General features: G+C 58.4%; 32 protein-coding genes. All 32 read left to right on the top strand.

Annotated elements, in window-relative coordinates; translation table 11 throughout:
* Nucleotides 1-10: 10 nt before the first annotated feature.
* The 32 genes from rpsG (at nucleotide 11) to rplQ (ending at nucleotide 17,926) form a co-directional block, all read left to right on the top strand.
* Nucleotides 11-484: a 30S ribosomal protein S7 gene (rpsG, locus tag QQK25_RS12940; RefSeq protein ID WP_153162160.1), complete on the top strand. Its 474-nt coding sequence runs from the start codon at nucleotides 11-13 to the stop codon at nucleotides 482-484.
* A 118-nt stretch (nucleotides 485-602) separates the two neighbouring features.
* Nucleotides 603-2,696 carry an elongation factor G gene (gene fusA / locus QQK25_RS12935; protein ID WP_284188283.1) on the top strand — a complete coding sequence of 698 codons (2,094 nt, stop codon included), beginning with the start codon at nucleotides 603-605 and terminating at the stop codon, nucleotides 2,694-2,696.
* Nucleotides 2,697-2,727: 31 nt separating this feature from the next.
* Complete coding sequence (gene tuf / locus QQK25_RS12930) at nucleotides 2,728-3,918, top strand: elongation factor Tu (RefSeq protein WP_284188282.1); 1,191 nt, start codon at nucleotides 2,728-2,730, stop codon at nucleotides 3,916-3,918.
* A 56-nt stretch (nucleotides 3,919-3,974) separates the two neighbouring features.
* The gene (rpsJ, locus tag QQK25_RS12925) at nucleotides 3,975-4,286 is read left to right on the top strand and encodes a 30S ribosomal protein S10 (protein WP_079432648.1); all 312 of its coding nucleotides are present in this window, start codon (nucleotides 3,975-3,977) and stop codon (nucleotides 4,284-4,286) included.
* Nucleotides 4,287-4,402: 116 nt separating this feature from the next.
* The gene (gene rplC, locus QQK25_RS12920; protein WP_153162161.1) at nucleotides 4,403-5,047 is read left to right on the top strand and encodes a 50S ribosomal protein L3; all 645 of its coding nucleotides are present in this window, start codon (nucleotides 4,403-4,405) and stop codon (nucleotides 5,045-5,047) included.
* Nucleotides 5,048-5,058: 11 nt separating this feature from the next.
* Nucleotides 5,059-5,679 (top strand): 50S ribosomal protein L4, encoded by a 621-nt coding sequence (gene rplD / locus QQK25_RS12915; protein ID WP_284188281.1) that lies wholly within the window; start codon nucleotides 5,059-5,061, stop codon nucleotides 5,677-5,679.
* Entirely contained in the window at nucleotides 5,676-5,981 is a 306-nt protein-coding gene (rplW, locus tag QQK25_RS12910; protein ID WP_153162163.1) for a 50S ribosomal protein L23, read from the top strand. The genes rplD and rplW overlap by 4 nt, the downstream gene beginning before the upstream one ends.
* A 5-nt stretch (nucleotides 5,982-5,986) precedes the next feature.
* Entirely contained in the window at nucleotides 5,987-6,814 is an 828-nt protein-coding gene (rplB, locus tag QQK25_RS12905) for a 50S ribosomal protein L2 (RefSeq protein WP_284188280.1), read from the top strand.
* Nucleotides 6,815-6,824: 10 nt separating this feature from the next.
* Nucleotides 6,825-7,100, top strand: coding sequence for a 30S ribosomal protein S19 (gene rpsS, locus QQK25_RS12900; RefSeq protein WP_011767136.1), 276 nt, complete (start codon nucleotides 6,825-6,827; stop codon nucleotides 7,098-7,100).
* A 12-nt stretch (nucleotides 7,101-7,112) separates the two neighbouring features.
* Entirely contained in the window at nucleotides 7,113-7,442 is a 330-nt protein-coding gene (gene rplV, locus QQK25_RS12895) for a 50S ribosomal protein L22 (RefSeq protein WP_153162165.1), read from the top strand.
* Nucleotides 7,443-7,451: 9 nt separating this feature from the next.
* On the top strand, nucleotides 7,452-8,276 hold the full coding sequence (rpsC, locus tag QQK25_RS12890; protein ID WP_153162166.1) for a 30S ribosomal protein S3: 825 nt from the start codon (nucleotides 7,452-7,454) through the stop codon (nucleotides 8,274-8,276).
* Nucleotides 8,245-8,658: a 50S ribosomal protein L16 gene (gene rplP / locus QQK25_RS12885; protein WP_153162192.1), complete on the top strand. Its 414-nt coding sequence runs from the start codon at nucleotides 8,245-8,247 to the stop codon at nucleotides 8,656-8,658. The genes rpsC and rplP overlap by 32 nt, the downstream gene beginning before the upstream one ends.
* A 3-nt stretch (nucleotides 8,659-8,661) precedes the next feature.
* Nucleotides 8,662-8,856: a 50S ribosomal protein L29 gene (gene rpmC / locus QQK25_RS12880; protein WP_153162167.1), complete on the top strand. Its 195-nt coding sequence runs from the start codon at nucleotides 8,662-8,664 to the stop codon at nucleotides 8,854-8,856.
* The gene (gene rpsQ / locus QQK25_RS12875) at nucleotides 8,853-9,122 is read left to right on the top strand and encodes a 30S ribosomal protein S17 (protein ID WP_284188279.1); all 270 of its coding nucleotides are present in this window, start codon (nucleotides 8,853-8,855) and stop codon (nucleotides 9,120-9,122) included. Before rpmC ends, rpsQ begins: the two co-directional genes overlap by 4 nt.
* Before the next feature lie 149 nt (nucleotides 9,123-9,271).
* On the top strand, nucleotides 9,272-9,640 hold the full coding sequence (rplN, locus tag QQK25_RS12870) for a 50S ribosomal protein L14 (RefSeq protein ID WP_153162169.1): 369 nt from the start codon (nucleotides 9,272-9,274) through the stop codon (nucleotides 9,638-9,640).
* Nucleotides 9,641-9,649: 9 nt separating this feature from the next.
* Nucleotides 9,650-9,964, top strand: a complete 315-nt coding sequence (gene rplX / locus QQK25_RS12865) for a 50S ribosomal protein L24 (RefSeq protein ID WP_153162170.1) — start codon at nucleotides 9,650-9,652, stop codon at nucleotides 9,962-9,964.
* 9 nt (nucleotides 9,965-9,973) lie between these two features.
* Nucleotides 9,974-10,513, top strand: a complete 540-nt coding sequence (gene rplE / locus QQK25_RS12860) for a 50S ribosomal protein L5 (RefSeq protein ID WP_153162171.1) — start codon at nucleotides 9,974-9,976, stop codon at nucleotides 10,511-10,513.
* A gap of 7 nt (nucleotides 10,514-10,520) precedes the next feature.
* The gene (rpsN, locus tag QQK25_RS12855) at nucleotides 10,521-10,826 is read left to right on the top strand and encodes a 30S ribosomal protein S14 (protein ID WP_153162172.1); all 306 of its coding nucleotides are present in this window, start codon (nucleotides 10,521-10,523) and stop codon (nucleotides 10,824-10,826) included.
* Nucleotides 10,827-10,836: 10 nt separating this feature from the next.
* The gene (gene rpsH, locus QQK25_RS12850; RefSeq protein ID WP_153162173.1) at nucleotides 10,837-11,232 is read left to right on the top strand and encodes a 30S ribosomal protein S8; all 396 of its coding nucleotides are present in this window, start codon (nucleotides 10,837-10,839) and stop codon (nucleotides 11,230-11,232) included.
* A gap of 12 nt (nucleotides 11,233-11,244) precedes the next feature.
* On the top strand, nucleotides 11,245-11,778 hold the full coding sequence (gene rplF, locus QQK25_RS12845; RefSeq protein WP_284188278.1) for a 50S ribosomal protein L6: 534 nt from the start codon (nucleotides 11,245-11,247) through the stop codon (nucleotides 11,776-11,778).
* Between the two features lie 9 nt (nucleotides 11,779-11,787).
* Complete coding sequence (gene rplR / locus QQK25_RS12840; RefSeq protein ID WP_153162175.1) at nucleotides 11,788-12,144, top strand: 50S ribosomal protein L18; 357 nt, start codon at nucleotides 11,788-11,790, stop codon at nucleotides 12,142-12,144.
* A 12-nt stretch (nucleotides 12,145-12,156) separates the two neighbouring features.
* Nucleotides 12,157-12,684, top strand: coding sequence for a 30S ribosomal protein S5 (gene rpsE / locus QQK25_RS12835; protein WP_153162176.1), 528 nt, complete (start codon nucleotides 12,157-12,159; stop codon nucleotides 12,682-12,684).
* Nucleotides 12,685-12,687: 3 nt separating this feature from the next.
* On the top strand, nucleotides 12,688-12,870 hold the full coding sequence (gene rpmD, locus QQK25_RS12830) for a 50S ribosomal protein L30 (RefSeq protein ID WP_153162177.1): 183 nt from the start codon (nucleotides 12,688-12,690) through the stop codon (nucleotides 12,868-12,870).
* A complete protein-coding gene (gene rplO, locus QQK25_RS12825) occupies nucleotides 12,871-13,311 on the top strand; it encodes a 50S ribosomal protein L15 (protein ID WP_284188277.1) in 441 nt (146 codons plus the stop codon). It abuts the gene before it with no gap.
* 69 nt (nucleotides 13,312-13,380) lie between these two features.
* The gene (secY, locus tag QQK25_RS12820) at nucleotides 13,381-14,643 is read left to right on the top strand and encodes a preprotein translocase subunit SecY (protein WP_255425190.1); all 1,263 of its coding nucleotides are present in this window, start codon (nucleotides 13,381-13,383) and stop codon (nucleotides 14,641-14,643) included.
* A 6-nt stretch (nucleotides 14,644-14,649) separates the two neighbouring features.
* Nucleotides 14,650-14,868, top strand: coding sequence for a translation initiation factor IF-1 (gene infA, locus QQK25_RS12815; protein WP_153162180.1), 219 nt, complete (start codon nucleotides 14,650-14,652; stop codon nucleotides 14,866-14,868).
* Between the two features lie 24 nt (nucleotides 14,869-14,892).
* A complete protein-coding gene (gene rpmJ, locus QQK25_RS12810) occupies nucleotides 14,893-15,006 on the top strand; it encodes a 50S ribosomal protein L36 (RefSeq protein ID WP_079432668.1) in 114 nt (37 codons plus the stop codon).
* Nucleotides 15,007-15,059: 53 nt separating this feature from the next.
* The gene (gene rpsM, locus QQK25_RS12805; protein WP_153162181.1) at nucleotides 15,060-15,422 is read left to right on the top strand and encodes a 30S ribosomal protein S13; all 363 of its coding nucleotides are present in this window, start codon (nucleotides 15,060-15,062) and stop codon (nucleotides 15,420-15,422) included.
* Between the two features lie 13 nt (nucleotides 15,423-15,435).
* Nucleotides 15,436-15,825 (top strand): 30S ribosomal protein S11, encoded by a 390-nt coding sequence (gene rpsK, locus QQK25_RS12800; protein WP_141354281.1) that lies wholly within the window; start codon nucleotides 15,436-15,438, stop codon nucleotides 15,823-15,825.
* 14 nt (nucleotides 15,826-15,839) lie between these two features.
* A complete protein-coding gene (gene rpsD, locus QQK25_RS12795; protein ID WP_153162182.1) occupies nucleotides 15,840-16,469 on the top strand; it encodes a 30S ribosomal protein S4 in 630 nt (209 codons plus the stop codon).
* 45 nt (nucleotides 16,470-16,514) lie between these two features.
* Nucleotides 16,515-17,495, top strand: a complete 981-nt coding sequence (locus QQK25_RS12790; RefSeq protein ID WP_284188276.1) for a DNA-directed RNA polymerase subunit alpha — start codon at nucleotides 16,515-16,517, stop codon at nucleotides 17,493-17,495.
* A gap of 26 nt (nucleotides 17,496-17,521) precedes the next feature.
* The gene (rplQ, locus tag QQK25_RS12785) at nucleotides 17,522-17,926 is read left to right on the top strand and encodes a 50S ribosomal protein L17 (RefSeq protein WP_153162184.1); all 405 of its coding nucleotides are present in this window, start codon (nucleotides 17,522-17,524) and stop codon (nucleotides 17,924-17,926) included.
* Nucleotides 17,927-18,131 lie beyond the last annotated feature (205 nt).

Genomic DNA, 18,131 nt, shown 5'->3' with positions numbered 1-18,131 from the left:
AGAGTCAATCATGCCCCGTCGCCGTGACGTACCCAAGCGTGAAGTCCTGCCGGATCCGAAGTTCGGTTCCCAGGATGTTTCCAAGTTCATCAACGCCATCATGCAAAGCGGCAAGAAGTCTGTTGCCGAGCGCATTGTGTATGGCGCGTTCGAAACCATCGTCGCCAAGGGCGGCGGCAAGGACCCGCTGGAGGTCTTCTCCGCTGCGCTCTCCAACGTGCGTCCGGTTGTTGAAGTGAAGAGCCGCCGTGTTGGTGGTGCCAACTACCAGGTTCCGGTTGAAGTTCGTCCGGCCCGTCGTATGGCGCTGTCCATGCGCTGGCTGCGCGAAGCTGCCCGTAAGCGCTCCGAGAAGTCCATGGCCCAGCGCCTGGCTGGTGAGCTGCTCGAGGCCGCCGAAGGCCGTGGCGCCGCGATGAAGAAGCGTGAAGAAGTGCACCGTATGGCGGAAGCCAACAAGGCTTTCTCGCACTATCGCTTCTGATTTCTCAGGCGCAATCGAAGTCGGGCCCTGAAAGGGGCTCGATTTATTTGTAAAGTATCAGTACGAAGTCGTGGGTTGATCCGTGGCTTCGCAAATTCAGGAAGGCAAGGTTAGGCCTGTGGCACGCAAGACTCCTATCGAGCGCTATCGCAACATCGGTATCTCCGCACACATCGACGCCGGGAAGACGACTACCACCGAGCGCATCCTTTATTACACCGGCGTGAGCCACAAGCTCGGTGAAGTGCACGACGGTGCCGCTACGACCGACTGGATGGCTCAGGAGCAGGAGCGTGGCATCACGATTACCTCCGCTGCCGTGACCTGTTTCTGGAAGGGCATGGACCAGTCCTTCCCCGAGCATCGTTTCAACATCATCGACACCCCGGGACACGTGGACTTCACCATTGAAGTTGAACGCTCCATGCGTGTTCTTGATGGTGCGTGCATGGTTTACTGCGCTGTGGGTGGTGTTCAGCCCCAGTCCGAAACCGTTTGGCGTCAGGCCACCAAGTACAAGGTTCCGCGCCTTGCCTTCGTGAACAAGATGGACCGCTCCGGCGCAAACTTCTTCAAGGTCGTCGATCAGATGCGTACCCGTCTGAGCGCCAATCCTGTTCCGGTGGTCATCCCCATTGGCGCTGAAGACACCTTTGTCGGTGTCGTCGATCTGCTCAAGATGAAGGCGATCTTCTGGGACGAAGCTTCCCAGGGCATGAAGTTCGACTACCGCGACATCCCGGCTGAACTCGAAGGTGTGGCTGCCGAGTGGCGCGAGAAGATGGTTGAGGCTGCTGCCGAAGCGTCTGAAGAACTGATGGACAAGTACCTCGAAAACGGCGAGCTGTCGGAAGAGGAAGTTGTTGCCGGTCTGCGTGCTCGCACTTTGGCTTGCGAAATCCAGCCGATGCTTTGCGGTACCGCGTTCAAGAACAAGGGCGTGCAGCGCATGCTCGACGCCGTCATTCAGTACCTCCCGTCGCCGGTCGATATCCCGCCGGTCGCTGGTGTGGATGACGACGAGAAGGAAGTCGTCCGTCACGCGCTGGATAGCGAGAAGTTCTCCGCCCTGGCATTCAAGCTGATGACCGACCCGTTCGTTGGTCAGCTGACCTTCATTCGCGTCTACTCCGGCGTGCTCGAGTCCGGCTCTTCGGTGCTGAACTCGGTCAAGGGCAAGAAGGAGCGTATCGGCCGCCTGCTGCAGATGCACGCGAACGATCGTGAAGAAATCAAGGAAGTGCTTGCCGGCGACATCGCGGCCGTCGTGGGTCTGAAGGACGTCACTACCGGTGAAACCCTGTGTGATGTCAACGCGCCGATCATCCTCGAGCGCATGGTCTTTCCGGATCCGGTGATTCACGTCGCCGTCGAGCCGAAGACCAAGGCTGACCAGGAAAAGATGGGCATGGCGCTGGGTCGTCTGGCTGCCGAAGATCCGTCCTTCCGCGTCCGCACCGACGAAGAGTCCGGTCAGACCATCATTTCCGGCATGGGCGAGCTCCACCTGGAAATCATCGTCGATCGCATGAAGCGCGAGTTCAACGTTGAAGCCAACGTCGGCGCTCCGCAGGTTGCTTACCGTGAAGCGGTTCGCAAGGCTGTCGAGCAGGAAGGTAAGTTCGTCAAGCAGTCTGGTGGTCGTGGTCAGTTCGGTCACGTCTGGATCAAGCTTGAGCCGAATGAGCCGGGCAAGGGCTACGAGTTCGTCGATGCCATCAAGGGTGGTGTGGTTCCGCGTGAATACATCCCGGCGGTGGACAAGGGTCTGCAGGAAACCCTGCCGAACGGCGTGCTGGCGGGCTTCCCGGTTGTTGACGTCAAGGTCACCCTGTTCGATGGCTCCTACCACGATGTGGACTCGAACGAAAACGCGTTCAAGATGGCTGCGTCCATGGCATTCAAGGACGCCATGCGCAAGGCCAATCCTGTTCTGCTCGAGCCGATGATGGCCGTCGTTGTCGAAACCCCTGAAGATTACATGGGTAACGTCATGGGCGACCTGTCCGGTCGTCGCGGCATCGTTCAGGGTATGGACGACCTGCCTGGCGGTATCAAGGAAATCAAGGCGGAAGTGCCCCTGGCCGAGATGTTCGGCTACGCTACCCAGCTGCGTTCGCTGACTCAGGGTCGTGCGACTTACTCGATGGAGTTCAAGCACTACAACGAAGCTCCGCGGAACGTCGCCGAAGCCATCATCAACAAGAAATAATTGTCGTTTAAACCTATCAGGAAGCTAAAAAATGGCTAAGGAAAAATTCGAGCGGAAAAAGCCGCACGTAAACGTCGGCACGATTGGTCACGTTGACCACGGCAAGACCACGCTGACCGCTGCAATCACGACCGTTCTGTCGCGCAAGTTCGGTGGCGAGGCCAAGGCCTACGACCAGATCGACGCGGCGCCGGAAGAAAAGGCTCGCGGCATCACCATCAACACCGCGCACGTCGAGTACGAAACCGAGGCTCGTCACTACGCCCACGTTGACTGCCCGGGTCACGCTGACTACGTGAAGAACATGATTACCGGTGCCGCCCAGATGGACGGCGCGATCCTGGTCTGTTCCGCCGCTGACGGCCCGATGCCCCAGACCCGTGAGCACATCCTGCTTGCCCGTCAGGTTGGCGTCCCGTACATCATCGTCTACCTGAACAAGTGCGACATGGTTGACGACGAAGAGCTGCTCGAGCTGGTCGAAATGGAAGTGCGCGAGCTCCTCTCCAAGTACGACTTCCCGGGCGACGATGTGCCCATCGTCAAGGGCTCCGCCCTGAAGGCCCTCGAAGGCGACCAGTCCGAAATCGGCGAACCGTCGATCTTCCGTCTGGCTGATGCCCTCGACTCCTACATCCCGACCCCGGAACGTGCGGTTGACCTGCCGTTCCTGCTGCCGATTGAAGATGTGTTCTCGATCTCCGGCCGTGGCACCGTGGTGACCGGTCGTGTCGAGCGCGGCATCGTCAAGGTTGGTGAAGAAATCGAGATCGTCGGCATCGTCCCGACCGTCAAGACCACCTGCACTGGCGTCGAAATGTTCCGCAAGCTGCTGGACCAAGGTCAGGCTGGCGACAACGTCGGCGTGCTGCTGCGCGGCACCAAGCGTGAAGACGTCCAGCGCGGCCAGGTGCTGTGCAAGCCGGGTTCCATCAAGCCGCACACCCACTTCACTGGCGAAGTGTACGTGCTGTCGAAGGAAGAAGGCGGCCGTCACACCCCGTTCTTCAACAACTACCGTCCGCAGTTCTACTTCCGTACCACGGACGTGACCGGTTCCATCAGCCTGCCGGAAGGCACCGAGATGGTCATGCCGGGCGACAACATCTCCATGACCGTCAAGCTTATCGCCCCGATCGCCATGGAAGAAGGTCTGCGTTTCGCCATCCGTGAAGGCGGTCGTACCGTCGGCGCCGGTGTCGTTGCCAAGGTTATCGAGTAATATTCGTATGGGTGCGGCGCATGGGGTGCCGCACCGTCTGCTCTTTGGGAAATAAAATGCAAAACCAAAAGATCCGTATCCGCCTTAAGGCCTTTGATTACAAGCTGATCGATCAGTCGGCCCTCGAGATCGTGGATACCGCGAAGCGTACTGGCGCTGTCGTTCGTGGCCCCGTGCCGCTGCCGACCCGCATCGAGCGCTTTGACCTGCTGCGTTCCCCGCACGTCAATAAGACTTCCCGCGACCAGTTCGAAATCCGCACCCATCTGCGTCTGATGGACATCGTCGATCCGACCGACAAGACGGTCGATGCGCTGATGAAGCTGGATCTGCCGGCTGGCGTTGACGTCGAAATCAAGCTGCAGTAACTAAACCTATTGCGCTCACGGCGCAAGGGCCGGTATAATCCGGCCCTTGCGCTTTTTGGCGCAGTTTGTAACGACAATCGGTCCTGGTCAATCGCAACCAGGGTAAGGAGAATAAAATGAGTCTAGGCCTTGTCGGGCGCAAGGTGGGCATGACTCGCATTTTCGCTGAGGATGGTGCTTCCATTCCCGTGACTGTGCTGGATGTGTCCAATAACCGTGTGACCCAGATCAAAACGGCTGAAACGGACGGCTATTCCGCCGTTCAAGTGACCTTCGGTGTTCGGCGTGCCAGTCGTGTTAATAAGGCTGCTGCCGGCCATCTCGCCAAGGCTGGTGTCGAGGCGGGTCATGTTCTCAAGGAATTCCGCGTTGATGCTGATCGTCTGTCCTCGCTTAAGGCGGGTGATGTGGTCGGTGTTGATATCTTCGCTGTGGGTCAGAAGGTCGACGTGAGCGGCGTCTCGATTGGTAAGGGCTATGCCGGCACCATCAAGCGTCACAACTTCGCGTCCGGTCGCGCTACTCACGGTAACTCTCGTAGCCACAATGTGCCGGGTTCTATCGGTATGGCGCAGGATCCGGGTCGTGTTTTCCCGGGCAAGCGCATGACTGGTCACCTGGGTGCTGCGAAGTGCACCGTGCAGAACCTTGAAGTGGTTCGCGTTGATGTTGAGCGCGGCCTTTTGTTGATCAAGGGCGGTGTGCCTGGTCATGACGGCGGCGACGTTATCGTTCGTCCGGCTGTCAAGGCTGGCAACTGACTGGAGGCGTGATGGAACTGAAGCTGTTGAACGAACAGGGTCAGGCGTCTGCGACCCTTCAGGCGTCCGACGCGCTGTTTGGCCGTGAGTACAACGAAGCCCTGGTTCACCAGGTCGTTGTTGCCTACAAAGCCAATGCCCGCTCCGGCAATCGTGCCCAAAAGGGCCGTGACGAAGTGTCCCATACGACCCACAAGCCGTGGCGTCAGAAGGGTACCGGCCGTGCGCGTTCTGGTATGGGCTCGAGCCCGATCTGGCGTGGGGGCGGTCGTGCCTTCCCGAATTCGCCGGATGAGAACTTCACCCACAAAGTGAACCGCAAGATGTATCGCGCCGGTGTGGCTGCGATCCTGTCTCAACTGGTTCGCGATGGTCGTCTGTCCGTGGTTGAGGGTTTTGCTGTTGAGGCGCCCAAGACCAAGCTGCTTTCGCAGAAGCTCAAGGGCATGGGTCTGGACTCCGTGCTGGTGATCACCGATACGCTCGATGAGAACCTGTACCTTTCGTCCCGCAATCTTCCGAACGTCCTCGTTCTGGAAGTGAGCGAAACCGATCCGGTTTCCCTGGTTCGCTTCCCCAACGTGCTCGTCACGAAGGCTGCGGTCGCCAAGATGGAGGAGATGTGGCAATGAGCGGATTTAAAGAAGAGCGTCTGATGCAGGTGCTGCTCGCTCCCCAGATCTCTGAAAAGGCGACTTACATCGCTGACAAGAACGAGCAGGTGATTTTTCGCGTTGCCAGCGATGCGACCAAGCCTGAAGTCAAGGCTGCTGTCGAGCTTCTCTTCAAGGTTGAAGTGAAGGCTGTTCAGGTGTCTAACGTCAAGGGCAAGCAGAAGCGTTTTGGCAAGATGATGGGGCGTCGCAAGGGCTGGAAGAAGGCCTATGTGTGCCTCAAACCGGGCCAAGAAATCAACTTTGCGGCCGGGGAGTAATCTAGATGGCACTCGTTAAAGTCAAGCCGACTTCGGCAGGTCGCCGCGCTGTTGTTAAGGTTGTCAATGCCAGCCTTTACAAGGGCGCCCCGCTGGCCTCTCTGGTTGAGAAGCAGTCCAAGACCGCCGGCCGTAACAATAATGGTCACATCACTACCCGTCACAAGGGTGGTGGTCACAAGCAGCACTATCGTGTCGTCGATTTCCGTCGCAACAAGGACGGCATCGTTGCCAAGGTTGAGCGTATCGAGTACGACCCGAACCGCTCCGCCAATATCGCGCTGCTGTGCTATGCCGATGGCGAACGTCGCTACATCATCGCCCCGAAGGGGCTGGTGGTTGGTCAGACCGTCGTTAGCGGTTCCGAGGCTCCGATCAAGTCCGGCAACGCTCTGCCGATCCGTAACATCCCGGTCGGTTCGACGCTTCACTGCGTTGAGATGATCCCGGGCAAGGGCGCTCAGCTCGCTCGCGCTGCCGGAACCTCCGTGCAGCTGCTGGCTCGTGAAGGCATTTACGCCCAGGTTCGGCTGCGCTCCGGCGAAATTCGCCGCGTGCACATCGAATGCCGCGCCACCATCGGTGAAGTCGGCAACGAAGAGCATAGCCTGCGCAAGATCGGCAAGGCCGGTGCGAACCGCTGGCGTGGTATCCGTCCGACGGTTCGTGGTACCGCGATGAACCCGGTGGATCACCCGCACGGTGGTGGTGAAGGCCGTACCGGCGAAGGCCGCGTGCCTGTCAGCCCGTGGGGTCAGCCGACCAAGGGTTATCGTACCCGCAGCGTCAAGCGTACCGACTCCATGATTGTTCAGCGTCGGCACAAGCGATAAGAGGTAAGACATGGCACGTTCTATTAAGAAGGGCCCCTTTATCGACGCTCACCTTCTGAAGAAGGTTGACGCCGCTCGGGCCTCGAATGACAAGCGTCCGATCAAGACTTGGTCGCGCCGCTCCACCGTGTTGCCGGATTTTGTGGGTCTGACGATTGCCGTCCATAACGGCCGTCAACACATTCCGGTGTACGTTTCCGAAAACATGGTTGGTCACAAGCTCGGCGAATTCGCGCTGACCCGGACGTTCAAGGGTCACGCCGCCAGCAAGAAGGCCAAGCGCTAAGGAGATATGAGTATGGAAACCAAAGCCATTCTCCGCGGCGTTCGCCTGTCGGAACAAAAAGGTCGGCTCGTGGCGGATCTGGTTCGCGGCAAGACGGTCGAGCAGGCGCTCAACATCCTGACCTTCAGCCCGAAAAAGGGCGCGAAGATCATCAAGAAGGTTGTCGAGTCTGCCATCGCCAACGCCGAGCACAACGACGGCGCTGACATCGATGCGCTGCGCGTCAAGACGATCTACGTTGAGCAAGGTATGACGCTGAAGCGCTTCACCGCGCGCGCCAAGGGCCGCGGCAATCGCATCAGCAAGCCGACTTGCCATATTTACGTGACGGTCGGAGAGTAAGGAGATCCCATGGGACAGAAAATCCATCCGACCGGCTTCCGTCTGGCGGTCACGCGTAATTGGGGCTCTCGCTGGTTTGCTGCTGGTAGCGATTTTTCGACGATGCTCAACGAGGACCTGAAGGTTCGCGCGCATCTGAAGAAGAAGCTTGCCCACGCTTCCGTGAGCCGTGTTGTCATCGAGCGTCCTGCCAAGAATGCCCGCATCACCGTTTTCAGCGCCCGTCCGGGTGTTGTGATCGGCAAGAAGGGTGAGGACATCGAGAAGCTGAAGGCTGATCTGCAAGGCATCATGGGCGTGCCCGTGCATGTGAACATCGAAGAAGTTCGCAAGCCGGAAATCGACGCTCAGCTGATCGCCGACTCGATCTCCCAGCAGCTCGTCAAGCGGATCATGTTCCGCCGCGCGATGAAGCGTGCGATGCAGAACGCCATGCGTCTGGGTGCCCAGGGCATCAAGATCATGAGTTCCGGTCGTCTGAATGGCGCCGAAATCGCGCGTACCGAGTGGTATCGCGAAGGTCGCGTGCCGCTTCACACCCTGCGTGCCGACATCGACTACGGTGTTTCGGAAGCGCACACCACCTACGGTGTCATCGGCATCAAGGTGTGGGTGTACAAGGGCGAAGCGCTCGCCCGTAACGAGCAGCCCGCAACGACGGAGAACGAAGGCGACAATCGCCGCGGCCGTCGTCGCAACGAGGGTGCCGACAGCAAGCCGGGTGCCAAGCGTCCCGCGCGCCGCACGAGCGGTGATCAGGCTGATGGTGCAAAACGGACCAAGAAAGAAGCAGGAGTGAATGATGCTGCAGCCGTCGAGAAGGAAGTATCGTAAGGAGCAGAAGGGCCGCAACAAGGGTCTCGCCACCCGCGGCGCCAAGGTTAGCTTTGGCGAGTACGGTCTGAAGGCGGTTGGGCGTGGTCGTCTTACTGCTCGTCAGATCGAGTCTGCTCGTCGTGCGATGACCCGTCACATCAAGCGTGGCGGTCGTATTTGGATTCGCGTTTTCCCGGACAAGCCGATCTCTTCGAAGCCGGCGGAAGTGCGGATGGGTAACGGTAAGGGTAGCCCGGAATACTGGGTTGCCGAGATCCAGCCCGGCAAGGTTCTCTATGAGATGGATGGTGTTGACGAAGCGCTGGCTCGCGAGGCGTTCCGCCTGGCTGCTGCCAAGCTTCCGATCGAAACCGTCTTCGTTGTCCGGATGGTGGGGTAAAACATGAAAGCTTCGGAATTGCGTGCGAAAGACGCTGACCAGCTGAACGCGGAAATGCTCGAGTTGCTGAAGGCTCAATTCAGCCTCCGCATGCAGATCGCGACCCAGCAGCTCAGCAACACGTCGCAGCTCGGCAAGGTTCGCAAGGACATCGCACGGGTCAAGACCATTCTTCGTGAGAAGGCGGGTGCGAAATGAACGATCAGGTCAAGAAGAACAAGCGCGTCGAAGTTGGTCGCGTTGTTAGCGACAAGATGACCAACACCGTGACGGTGCTGGTTGAGCGCCGCGTGAAGCACCCGCTGTATGGCAAGGTGATTACGCGTACCGCCAAGTACCACGCCCACGTTGAGGCTGGTGTTGCGAAGGAAGGCGATCTCGTTCAAATCGAGGAAACCCGCCCGATCTCCAAGACCAAGACCTGGCGGGTGACCAAGGTCCTTGAGCAGAGCGTAGTGGTTTAAGTTGTATTAGTTGTACAAATGGCTTGCCAAGAGATTGGCAAGCCATTATTATTGCCGTCTTTGCTCTTGCGCGGTTCCTGCGCAAGTCCAATCAACCCGAACGGGATCCAAGACTGGCCGCCCATAGCGTGTCAAGTTGGAGAGTTTAAATGATCCAAATGCAAACGATGCTGGACGTCGCCGATAATACCGGCGCGCGTTATGTGATGTGCATCAAGGTGCTTGGCGGCTCTAAGCGTCGCTACGCCGGGGTGGGTGACATCATCAAGGTGAGTATCAAGGATGCGGCTCCGCGTGGTCGTGTCAAAAAGGGTGACGTCTATAGCGCCGTGGTGGTTCGTACCGCCAAGGGTGTTCGTCGCCCCGATGGCTCGCTGATCAAGTTCGACAGCAACGCTGCTGTCCTGCTTAACAACAAGGGCGAGCCGATTGGTACGCGTATCTTCGGGCCGGTGACGCGCGAGCTGCGTACCGAGAAGTTCATGAAGATCGTCTCCCTGGCGCCCGAAGTTCTCTAAGGAGTAGTTGTGAATAAGATTCGCAAAGGCGACGAAGTCGCCGTCCTGACGGGGAAAGACAAGGGCAAGCGCGGTACGGTTCTGCGAGTCGATGAGGGCGTTGTCGTCGTCGAAGGCATCAATCGTGTCAAGAAGCACGTGCGCCCGAACCCCATGAAGGGCGAGGTGGGTGGCATCGTCGAAAAGGAAATGCCGCTTCAGATTTCGAACGTCGCGCTGTTCAATGCCGCGACCCAGAAGGCTGACCGTGTCGGCTTCAAGGTTCTCGAAGATGGCAAGAAGGTTCGCATCTTCAAGTCCACCGGCGAAGTAGTGGATGCGTAAGGGATAGTCATGGCTCGCCTGCAAGAATTCTACAAAGAGACCGTTGCCCCTGAGCTTCTCAAGAAGTTCAGCTACAAGTCGGTCATGGAAGTCCCGCGTATCACCAAGATCACCCTGAACATGGGTGTTGGTGAGGCTGTCGGCGACAAGAAGGTTCTCGACTATGCTGTTGGCGATCTGCAGAAGATCGCTGGTCAGAAGCCGGTGACCACGAAGGCCAAGAAGTCCATTGCTGGCTTCAAGATTCGTGATGGTTACCCGATCGGCTGCATGGTCACGCTGCGTGGTCCTCGTATGTACGAGTTCCTCGATCGCCTGGTTACGATCGCCATGCCGCGTATCCGCGACTTCCGCGGTATCGCTGGCAAGGGTTTTGATGGTCGTGGTAACTACAACCTGGGCGTCAAGGAGCAGATTATTTTCCCCGAAATCGAGTACGACAAGATCGATGCTCTGCGTGGGATGAATATCAGCATCACGACGACTGCTAAGACTGACGACGAGGCGCGCGCTCTGCTCGCCGCGTTCAAGTTCCCTTTCAAGAACTGAGGGTTTTATGGCGAAACTGTCTCTGATCAATCGCGAAGAGAAGCGTGCTAAAACGGTTGCGAAATTCGCGGCCAAGCGTGCTGCCCTGTTCGAGCAGATCAACAACGCCAAGCTGTCCGACGAAGAGCGCATGGTTGCTCGTCTGAAGCTGCAGCAACTGCCGCGCAACTCCAGCCCGAGCCGTCAGCGCAATCGCTGCGAGCAGACCGGCCGTCCGCGTGGTGTTTTCCGTAAATTCGGTCTGTGTCGCAACAAGCTGCGTGAAGTTGCCTTCCGCGGTGAAGTGCCCGGCATGACCAAGGCTAGCTGGTAAGGGGTCGAAGATGAGCATGTCTGATCCGATCGCCGATATGCTGACGCGCATTCGTAACGCGCAGCAGGCGCAAAAGAGCTCGGTCGCGATGCCCTCGTCCAAGCTGAAGGTTGCGATCGCCAAGGTGTTGAAGAGCGAAGGCTACATTGACGACTTCGTCGTGAATCAAGCTGAAGGCAAGGCTGAACTGGGCCTGTCGCTGAAATATTACGCCGGTCGTCCGGTCATCGAGCGCATTGAACGCGTCAGCCGTCCCGGCCTTCGCGTTTACAAGGGTCGCGATGATCTGCCGCGCGTGATGAACGGCCTGGGTGTGGCGATTGTGTCCACCCCCAAGGGTGTGATGACTGACCGCGCTGCGCGCGCTGCCGGTGCCGGCGGCGAAGTGCTGTGCATCGTGGCTTAAGGGAGGAATGAAATGTCCCGCGTAGCCAAGAATCCGGTCGCCATTCCGGCTGGTGTTGAAGTCAACATCGACGCAAGCAATATCGTTGTCAAGGGTCCGCTCGGTACGCTGACTCAGCCGCTGCATCCCTCCGTCAAGGTCGAGCGCGGCGAAGCTGGTGTCCAGTGCTCCGCCATTGAAGGCGCTGTGAACAGCAAGGCCATGTCCGGCACGATGCGTGCGCTGGTCAATAACATGGTCACCGGCGTTTCCAAGGGTTTTGAACGCAAGCTCACGCTGGTTGGTGTGGGTTATCGTGCTCAGGCCCAGGGCGACAAGCTGAATCTGACTCTCGGCTTTTCCCATCCTGTTGCTCACCAGATGCCTGCTGGCATCAAGGTGGAGACCCCGACTCAGACGGAAATTCTGATCAAGGGTGTCGACAAGCAGGCTGTCGGTAAGGTTGCTGCTGAAGTTCGTGCCTATCGCGCACCTGAGCCCTACAAGGGCAAGGGCGTCCGCTATGCCGACGAAGTGGTCACCTTGAAAGAAACGAAGAAGAAGTAAGGGCGGATCATGACGACCAAGAAGGAAACGCGTTTGCGCCGGTCACGGAAAACCCGTGCCAAGATCGCGGAAATGAAGGCAGTCCGACTGTCCGTGTTCCGTTCCAACAGCCACATCTACGCGCAGATCATCGCCGGTTGCGGTTCCAAGGTCCTTGCGGCCGCGTCCACCGTCGAGGCGGATGTGCGCACCCAGGTGGCGAACGGCGGCAACAAGGCCGCTGCGGAACTCGTTGGCAAGCTGATCGCTGAGCGTGCAAAGGCTGCCGGCATCGAGGCTGTGGCTTTCGATCGCTCGGGTTTTCAATACCACGGCCGCGTCAAGGCGCTTGCCGATGCCGCCCGCGAAGGCGGATTGAAGTTCTAAGCGAGGTTTAGCATGGCTAAGCAGCAAGGTAATAAGAAAGTGCAGGCCTCCGACGAGCGCGATGACGGCCTGCGCGAAAAGATGGTCTCCATCAATCGCGTCACCAAGGTGGTGAAGGGCGGCCGGATCCTCGGCTTTGCCGCACTGACCGTTGTTGGTGATGGCGACGGTGGCGTTGGCATGGGCAAGGGCAAGTCCCGCGAAGTGCCGGTTGCCGTTCAGAAGGCGATGGAAGAAGCTCGTCGCAAGATGAACAAAGTGTCCCTGAAGAACGGCACCCTGCATCACTCCGTGATCGGCAAGCATGGCGCGTCCTCCGTGCTGATGCAGCCGGCTCCCACCGGTACCGGCATTATCGCCGGCGGTGCGATGCGTGCGGTCTTCGAAGTGATGGGCGTTACCGACATCATCGCGAAGTCGATCGGCTCGACCAATCCTTACAACGTCGTTCGTGCGACGCTGAACGGCCTGATGGCGACCAATGCGCCGTCCGTCATCGCTGCAAAGCGTGGCAAGACCGTCGAAGAGATTCAGGGGTAAATCATGTCCGATAAGAAAATCAAGGTGACGCTCGTCAAGAGCATTATCGGTACGAAGCAATCCCATCGTGCAACTGTTCGCGGTCTTGGTCTTCGTCGCCTCCACCACACGGTGGAACTGCAGGATACTCCTGCGGTGCGTGGCATGATCACCAAGGTTGCGTACCTCGTTAAGTGTGAGGCTTAAATGCGCCTGAATACCATCAAACCTGCAGCGGGCGCCAAGCACGCTGCCAAGCGTGTCGGTCGTGGTATCGGCAGCGGCCTCGGCAAGACCGCGGGTCGCGGTCACAAGGGTCAGAAGTCCCGTACCGGCGGTTTCCATAAGGTCGGTTTCGAAGGCGGTCAAATGCCGATGCAGCGTCGTCTGCCGAAGCGTGGTTTTGTTTCGCTGACCCGTGCCCGTATCGCTGAGGTGCGTCTGTCGGAGCTCGAAGCGCTGCCGGTTGACGACATCGATCTGCTCGTCCTGCAACAGGCCGGTGTTGTCGCTGCCGACGCGCTTGCCGCCAAGGTGATTCTGTCTGGTTCCATCAGCCGCAAGGTGAATCTGCGCGGTGTTGGTGTCACTCAGGGTGCCAAGGCTGCAATCGAAGCTGTCGGCGGTTCCGTTCAGTCTGCTGAGTAAGGCTTCGTGGCTAATCAACCGTCTGCGCTGGCGGCGCCGGGAAAATTCGGGGATCTCAAGCGTCGCTTGATGTTCCTGCTGGGCGCACTGATCGTTTATCGGATTGGTGCGCACATCCCGGTTCCTGGAATCGATCCCGTTGCACTAGCGGATCTGTTCAAGAGTCAGAAGGGTGGCATCCTCGGGGTGTTCAACCTTTTTTCCGGTGGTGCGCTCTCTCGGTTCACCATCTTCGCCCTCGGGATCATGCCGTACATTTCGGCATCGATCATCATGCAGTTGCTCACCGTTGCGTCGCCGCAGCTTGAGTCGCTGAAGAAGGAGGGTGAGGCGGGGCGTCGGAAGATTACGCAATACACGCGTTACGGCACGCTTGCTCTTGCCCTATTTCAGGGGTTGGGTATCGCGGTTGCGCTTGAGTCTCAGCAGGGGCTGGTGCTGGATCCGGGGTTCATGTTCCGGTTCGTCACTGTGTCAACGCTGGTCACCGGTACGATGTTCCTGATGTGGCTTGGCGAGCAGATCACGGAACGTGGCCTCGGTAACGGGATATCGATCATCATCTTTGCGGGTATTGCGGCTGGTCTGCCGAACTCGCTGGGTGGTTTGTTCGAGCTTGTTCGCACCGGTGCGATGCATCCCTTCACCGCACTCGTGATCTGCGTGCTGGTGGTGGTCGTGACGGCAGTGGTTGTGTTCGTGGAGCGTGGTCAGCGGAAGATTCTGGTCAATTACGCAAAGCGCCAGGTTGGTAACAAGATCTACGGTGGCCAGAGTTCGCATCTTCCTTTGAAGCTGAACATGGCTGGTGTGATCCCGCCGATCTTTGCGTCGAGCATCATTCTGTTTCCGGCGACGCTTGCCCAGTGGTTTGGGTCGTCCGAGAGCATGACGTGGTTGAAGGATCTTGGTTCGACGCTTGCACCGGGTCAGCCGATTTACGTGATCCTGTATGCGGCGGCGATTGTGTTCTTCTGCTTCTTCTACACCGCGCTGGTCTTCAACTCGAAGGAGACTGCGGACAATCTGAAGAAGAGTGGGGCCTTTGTTCCGGGTATTCGTCCGGGTGAGCAGACGGCACGCTACATCGACAAGATCTTGATGCGGCTGACGTTGGCTGGTGCGGTGTATATCACGCTGGTCTGCTTGTTGCCGGAGTTTTTGATCCTGAAGTGGAACGTGCCGTTCTACTTTGGTGGAACCTCCCTGTTGATCATCGTTGTCGTCACGATGGACTTCATGGCCCAGGTTCAGGCGTACATCATGTCTCACCAGTACGAAAGCCTTTTGAAGAAGGCTAACTTCAAGGGCTCGAGGGCACCTCTCAAGTAAGAGCTTATGTCGAAGGAAGACTACATCGAGATGCAGGGTGAGGTTCTCGAGAATCTCCCCAATGCGACCTTCAGGGTCAAACTTGAAAATGGTCACGTAGTACTCGGCCACATCTCCGGAAAGATGCGGATGCACTACATCCGGATCCTACCGGGCGACAAGGTGACGGTGCAGTTGACGCCGTATGATTTGAGCAGGGCCCGGATCGTATTCCGAGCGAAATAACAGATTAGTAGTTAGGAGCTAGAAATGAGAGTTCAAGCATCGGTCAAGCGTCTTTGCAGAAACTGCAAGATTGTCCGTCGCAAAGGTGTCGTTCGCGTGATCTGTACCGATCCGCGTCACAAGCAGCGTCAGGGTTGATGCGGTCACCCGCATTCTTTATAATTTAATGTTTAGCATTTTGGGGTGAACGCATGGCCCGCATTGCAGGGGTAAACATTCCCAACCACAAGCACACCGAGATCGCTCTTACCGCGATTTTCGGTATCGGACGTACTCGTGCACAGCAAATCTGTGACGCGGCCAACGTCGGTCGTTCGGCCAAGATCAAGGATCTCACCGAGTCCGACATGGAACGGCTCCGCGACGAAGTCGCGAAGTTCACCGTCGAAGGTGACCTGCGCCGTGAAGTGACTATGAGTATCAAGCGCCTCATGGATCTGGGGTGCTATCGCGGGGTGCGCCATCGTCGTGGTCTGCCCCTTCGTGGCCAGCGCACGCGTACCAATGCCCGTACCCGCAAGGGTCCGCGCAAGGCGATCGCCGGCAAGAAGTAATCAGGGATAAGACATGGCAAAGACTGCTGCGAAGGTTCGCAAGAAGATCAAGAAGAACGTGGCCGAGGGTATCGCCCACGTCCACGCTTCTTTTAACAACACGATCATCACGATCACCGATCGCCAGGGCAATGCGCTCTCCTGGGCTACCTCCGGTGGCGCTGGCTTCAAGGGCTCTCGCAAGAGTACCCCGTTTGCCGCGCAGGTTGCTGCTGAAGCAGCCGGTAAGGTGGCCGTCGAGTGCGGCATCAAGAATCTGGAAGTGCGTGTCAAGGGCCCTGGCCCTGGCCGCGAGTCGAGCGTGCGCGCCCTGAACGCGCTGGGTATCAAGATCACCACGATCACCGATATCACGCCGATCCCGCATAACGGTTGCCGCCCGCCGAAGAAGCGTCGCATCTGACAAGGAGTTGAACAGTGGCTCGTAATCTTGACCCCAAGTGCCGTCAGTGCCGTCGTGAGGGTGAGAAGCTCTTCCTGAAGGGCGAAAAGTGTTTTACCGACAAGTGCGCGATTGAACGTCGCTCGTACGCTCCTGGTCAGCACGGCCAGAAGTCCGGCCAGCGTCTGTCCGGTTATGGCGTGCAGCTGCGTGAAAAGCAGAAGATCCGTCGTCTGTACGGCGTTCTCGAGCGTCAGTTCCGCAAGACCTATGCCGAAGCTGATCGCCGCAAGGGTCAGACCGGTGAGAACCTGCTGCAGCTGCTGGAAGGCCGTCTGGATGCTGTCGCCTACCGCATGGGTTTTGGTGCCTCCCGCGCTGAAGCTCGTCAGGTCGTGCGTCACAACGGCGTGCTGGTCAACGGCAAGCGGGTCAACATCCCGTCTTACACCGTTCGTCCGGGCGACGAGATCCAGCTGACCGACAGCGCTCGTAATCAGCTGCGCGTCAAGGCTGCGCTCGAAGCCGCTGATTCCCGCGGTTTCCCGGAATGGCTGTCGGTTGACGCCAAGGCTGGTAAGGGCACGCTGAAGGCTTATCCGCAACGTGCGGAGCTGCCGGCGACCCTGAACGAAGGTCTGGTAGTCGAACTGTATTCGCGTTAATGGTAGTCGCGCCGGGTTCGGCGCGACGCTACAGAAGGATTGTCGATGCAAAGTAATGCTCTGCTGAAACCGCGCATCATTGAGGTGCAGAACGTTTCGCCGGTGCACGCTCGCGTGACGATGGAGCCGTTTGAGCGCGGTTTCGGTCATACGCTGGGCAATGCGCTCCGGCGGATTCTGCTTTCCTCTCTGCCGGGCTACGCGCCGACGGAAGTGTCGATCGAGGGCGTACTGCACGAGTACTCGACGCTGGATGGCGTTCGGGAAGACGTGGTCGACCTCTTGTTGAACCTCAAGGGTGTTGTGCTCAAGCTGCACGGTCGTAATGAAGCGACGCTTTCTCTGGTCAAGTCCGGTGAAGGTGTGGTGACTGCTGCGGACATTGAGGTTACGCATGATGTCGAAGTGATCAATCCCGACCACGTGCTCGCGCACCTGGCGCCGGGTGGCAAGCTTGACCTGCAGATCAAGGTCGAGCAGGGTCGTGGCTACGTTCCTGGCAATCAGCGTCCTGCTGCCAGCGAGTCCAAGGCCATCGGCCGGATCGTGCTGGACGCTTCGTTCAGCCCTGTTCGTCGTGTGAGCTACTCGGTCGAGAGCGCTCGTGTCGAGCAGCGTACCGACCTTGATCGTCTGGTTCTCGATATCGAGACCAATGGTGCGGTTGATCCGGAAGAGGCTGTCCGCTTTGCGGCTCGTGTGCTGATGGACCAGCTGTCGGTATTTGCTGATCTGGAAGGTACGCCGACTGCGGTGGAAGCACCGAAGGCTCCGGCGATCGACCCGATTCTGCTGCGCCCGGTCGATGATCTCGAGCTCACCGTTCGTTCGGCGAACTGCCTCAAGGCTGAGAACATCTACTACATCGGTGATCTGATCCAGCGCACCGAAACCGAACTGCTCAAGACGCCCAACCTGGGCCGCAAGTCGCTGAACGAGATCAAGGAAGTCCTTGCCTCGCGCGGTCTGACGCTGGGCATGAAACTTGAAAACTGGCCGCCGGCCGGGCTGGAAAAGCTCGGTTGAGCGTAACGAAGAAGAGGTAATTACAAATGCGTCACCGTAACGGTCTTCGCAAGCTCAACCGCACCAGCAGCCACCGTCAGGCGATGCTGCGCAACATGGCGAACTCCCTGCTCCGTCACGAAGTCATCAAGACCACCGTGCCGAAGGCCAAGGAGCTCCGCAAGGTTGTTGAGCCCCTGATCACCCTCGGCAAGAAGCCGAGCCTGGCAAACCGCCGTCTTGCTTTCGATCGCCTCCGCGATCGTGAGATCGTCGTCAAGATCTTTGACGAGCTGGGTCCGCGCTTCTCCGCCCGCAATGGCGGCTACCTGCGTATCCTGAAATGCGGTTTCCGTGATGGCGACAACGCACCGATGGCGTTTGTCGAACTGCTGGACCGCCCGGAAGTTGAAGTTGCTGCTGCTCCCGAAGGTGAGCAAGCCGCTGCTTGATGCAGGTCGGTTAGTTGTTAGCAAGAAAGCCAGCTTATGCTGGCTTTTTTGTTTTTGGGGCGACCGGATGGTCGTGCCGGGGTTGGCCCGGGTGGTTGTTAGTGCGCCGTAAGCCCCCGGCAAACTCACCTTCCCCCAGCCGCTTAGCTCGCTAACCATAGTGTCCACTACGCTTAGAAGTGGACACTTCCATGACCATCACCCA

Origin of the sequence: Zoogloea oryzae, from assembly GCF_030161255.1 — a bacterium.
Taxonomy (GTDB): Bacteria; Pseudomonadota; Gammaproteobacteria; order Burkholderiales; family Rhodocyclaceae; genus Zoogloea; species Zoogloea oryzae.
The sequence above is the reverse complement of the archived record's forward strand: the minus strand, read 5'-3'. Positions and strand labels throughout refer to the sequence as shown.

Coding starts and splice junctions, on each gene's coding strand:
- rpsG (WP_153162160.1), top strand. CDS start 11: ATGCCCCGTCGCCGTGACGTACCCAAGCGTGAAGTCCTGCCGGATCCG.
- tuf (WP_284188282.1), top strand. CDS start 2,728: ATGGCTAAGGAAAAATTCGAGCGGAAAAAGCCGCACGTAAACGTCGGC.
- rpsJ (WP_079432648.1), top strand. CDS start 3,975: ATGCAAAACCAAAAGATCCGTATCCGCCTTAAGGCCTTTGATTACAAG.
- rplC (WP_153162161.1), top strand. CDS start 4,403: ATGAGTCTAGGCCTTGTCGGGCGCAAGGTGGGCATGACTCGCATTTTC.
- rplD (WP_284188281.1), top strand. CDS start 5,059: ATGGAACTGAAGCTGTTGAACGAACAGGGTCAGGCGTCTGCGACCCTT.
- rplW (WP_153162163.1), top strand. CDS start 5,676: ATGAGCGGATTTAAAGAAGAGCGTCTGATGCAGGTGCTGCTCGCTCCC.
- rplB (WP_284188280.1), top strand. CDS start 5,987: ATGGCACTCGTTAAAGTCAAGCCGACTTCGGCAGGTCGCCGCGCTGTT.
- rpsS (WP_011767136.1), top strand. CDS start 6,825: ATGGCACGTTCTATTAAGAAGGGCCCCTTTATCGACGCTCACCTTCTG.
- rplV (WP_153162165.1), top strand. CDS start 7,113: ATGGAAACCAAAGCCATTCTCCGCGGCGTTCGCCTGTCGGAACAAAAA.
- rpsC (WP_153162166.1), top strand. CDS start 7,452: ATGGGACAGAAAATCCATCCGACCGGCTTCCGTCTGGCGGTCACGCGT.
- rplP (WP_153162192.1), top strand. CDS start 8,245: ATGCTGCAGCCGTCGAGAAGGAAGTATCGTAAGGAGCAGAAGGGCCGC.
- rpmC (WP_153162167.1), top strand. CDS start 8,662: ATGAAAGCTTCGGAATTGCGTGCGAAAGACGCTGACCAGCTGAACGCG.
- rpsQ (WP_284188279.1), top strand. CDS start 8,853: ATGAACGATCAGGTCAAGAAGAACAAGCGCGTCGAAGTTGGTCGCGTT.
- rplN (WP_153162169.1), top strand. CDS start 9,272: ATGATCCAAATGCAAACGATGCTGGACGTCGCCGATAATACCGGCGCG.
- rplE (WP_153162171.1), top strand. CDS start 9,974: ATGGCTCGCCTGCAAGAATTCTACAAAGAGACCGTTGCCCCTGAGCTT.
- rpsN (WP_153162172.1), top strand. CDS start 10,521: ATGGCGAAACTGTCTCTGATCAATCGCGAAGAGAAGCGTGCTAAAACG.
- rpsH (WP_153162173.1), top strand. CDS start 10,837: ATGAGCATGTCTGATCCGATCGCCGATATGCTGACGCGCATTCGTAAC.
- rplF (WP_284188278.1), top strand. CDS start 11,245: ATGTCCCGCGTAGCCAAGAATCCGGTCGCCATTCCGGCTGGTGTTGAA.
- rplR (WP_153162175.1), top strand. CDS start 11,788: ATGACGACCAAGAAGGAAACGCGTTTGCGCCGGTCACGGAAAACCCGT.
- rpsE (WP_153162176.1), top strand. CDS start 12,157: ATGGCTAAGCAGCAAGGTAATAAGAAAGTGCAGGCCTCCGACGAGCGC.
- rpmD (WP_153162177.1), top strand. CDS start 12,688: ATGTCCGATAAGAAAATCAAGGTGACGCTCGTCAAGAGCATTATCGGT.
- rplO (WP_284188277.1), top strand. CDS start 12,871: ATGCGCCTGAATACCATCAAACCTGCAGCGGGCGCCAAGCACGCTGCC.
- secY (WP_255425190.1), top strand. CDS start 13,381: ATGTTCCTGCTGGGCGCACTGATCGTTTATCGGATTGGTGCGCACATC.
- infA (WP_153162180.1), top strand. CDS start 14,650: ATGTCGAAGGAAGACTACATCGAGATGCAGGGTGAGGTTCTCGAGAAT.
- rpmJ (WP_079432668.1), top strand. CDS start 14,893: ATGAGAGTTCAAGCATCGGTCAAGCGTCTTTGCAGAAACTGCAAGATT.
- rpsM (WP_153162181.1), top strand. CDS start 15,060: ATGGCCCGCATTGCAGGGGTAAACATTCCCAACCACAAGCACACCGAG.
- rpsK (WP_141354281.1), top strand. CDS start 15,436: ATGGCAAAGACTGCTGCGAAGGTTCGCAAGAAGATCAAGAAGAACGTG.
- QQK25_RS12790 (WP_284188276.1), top strand. CDS start 16,515: ATGCAAAGTAATGCTCTGCTGAAACCGCGCATCATTGAGGTGCAGAAC.
- rplQ (WP_153162184.1), top strand. CDS start 17,522: ATGCGTCACCGTAACGGTCTTCGCAAGCTCAACCGCACCAGCAGCCAC.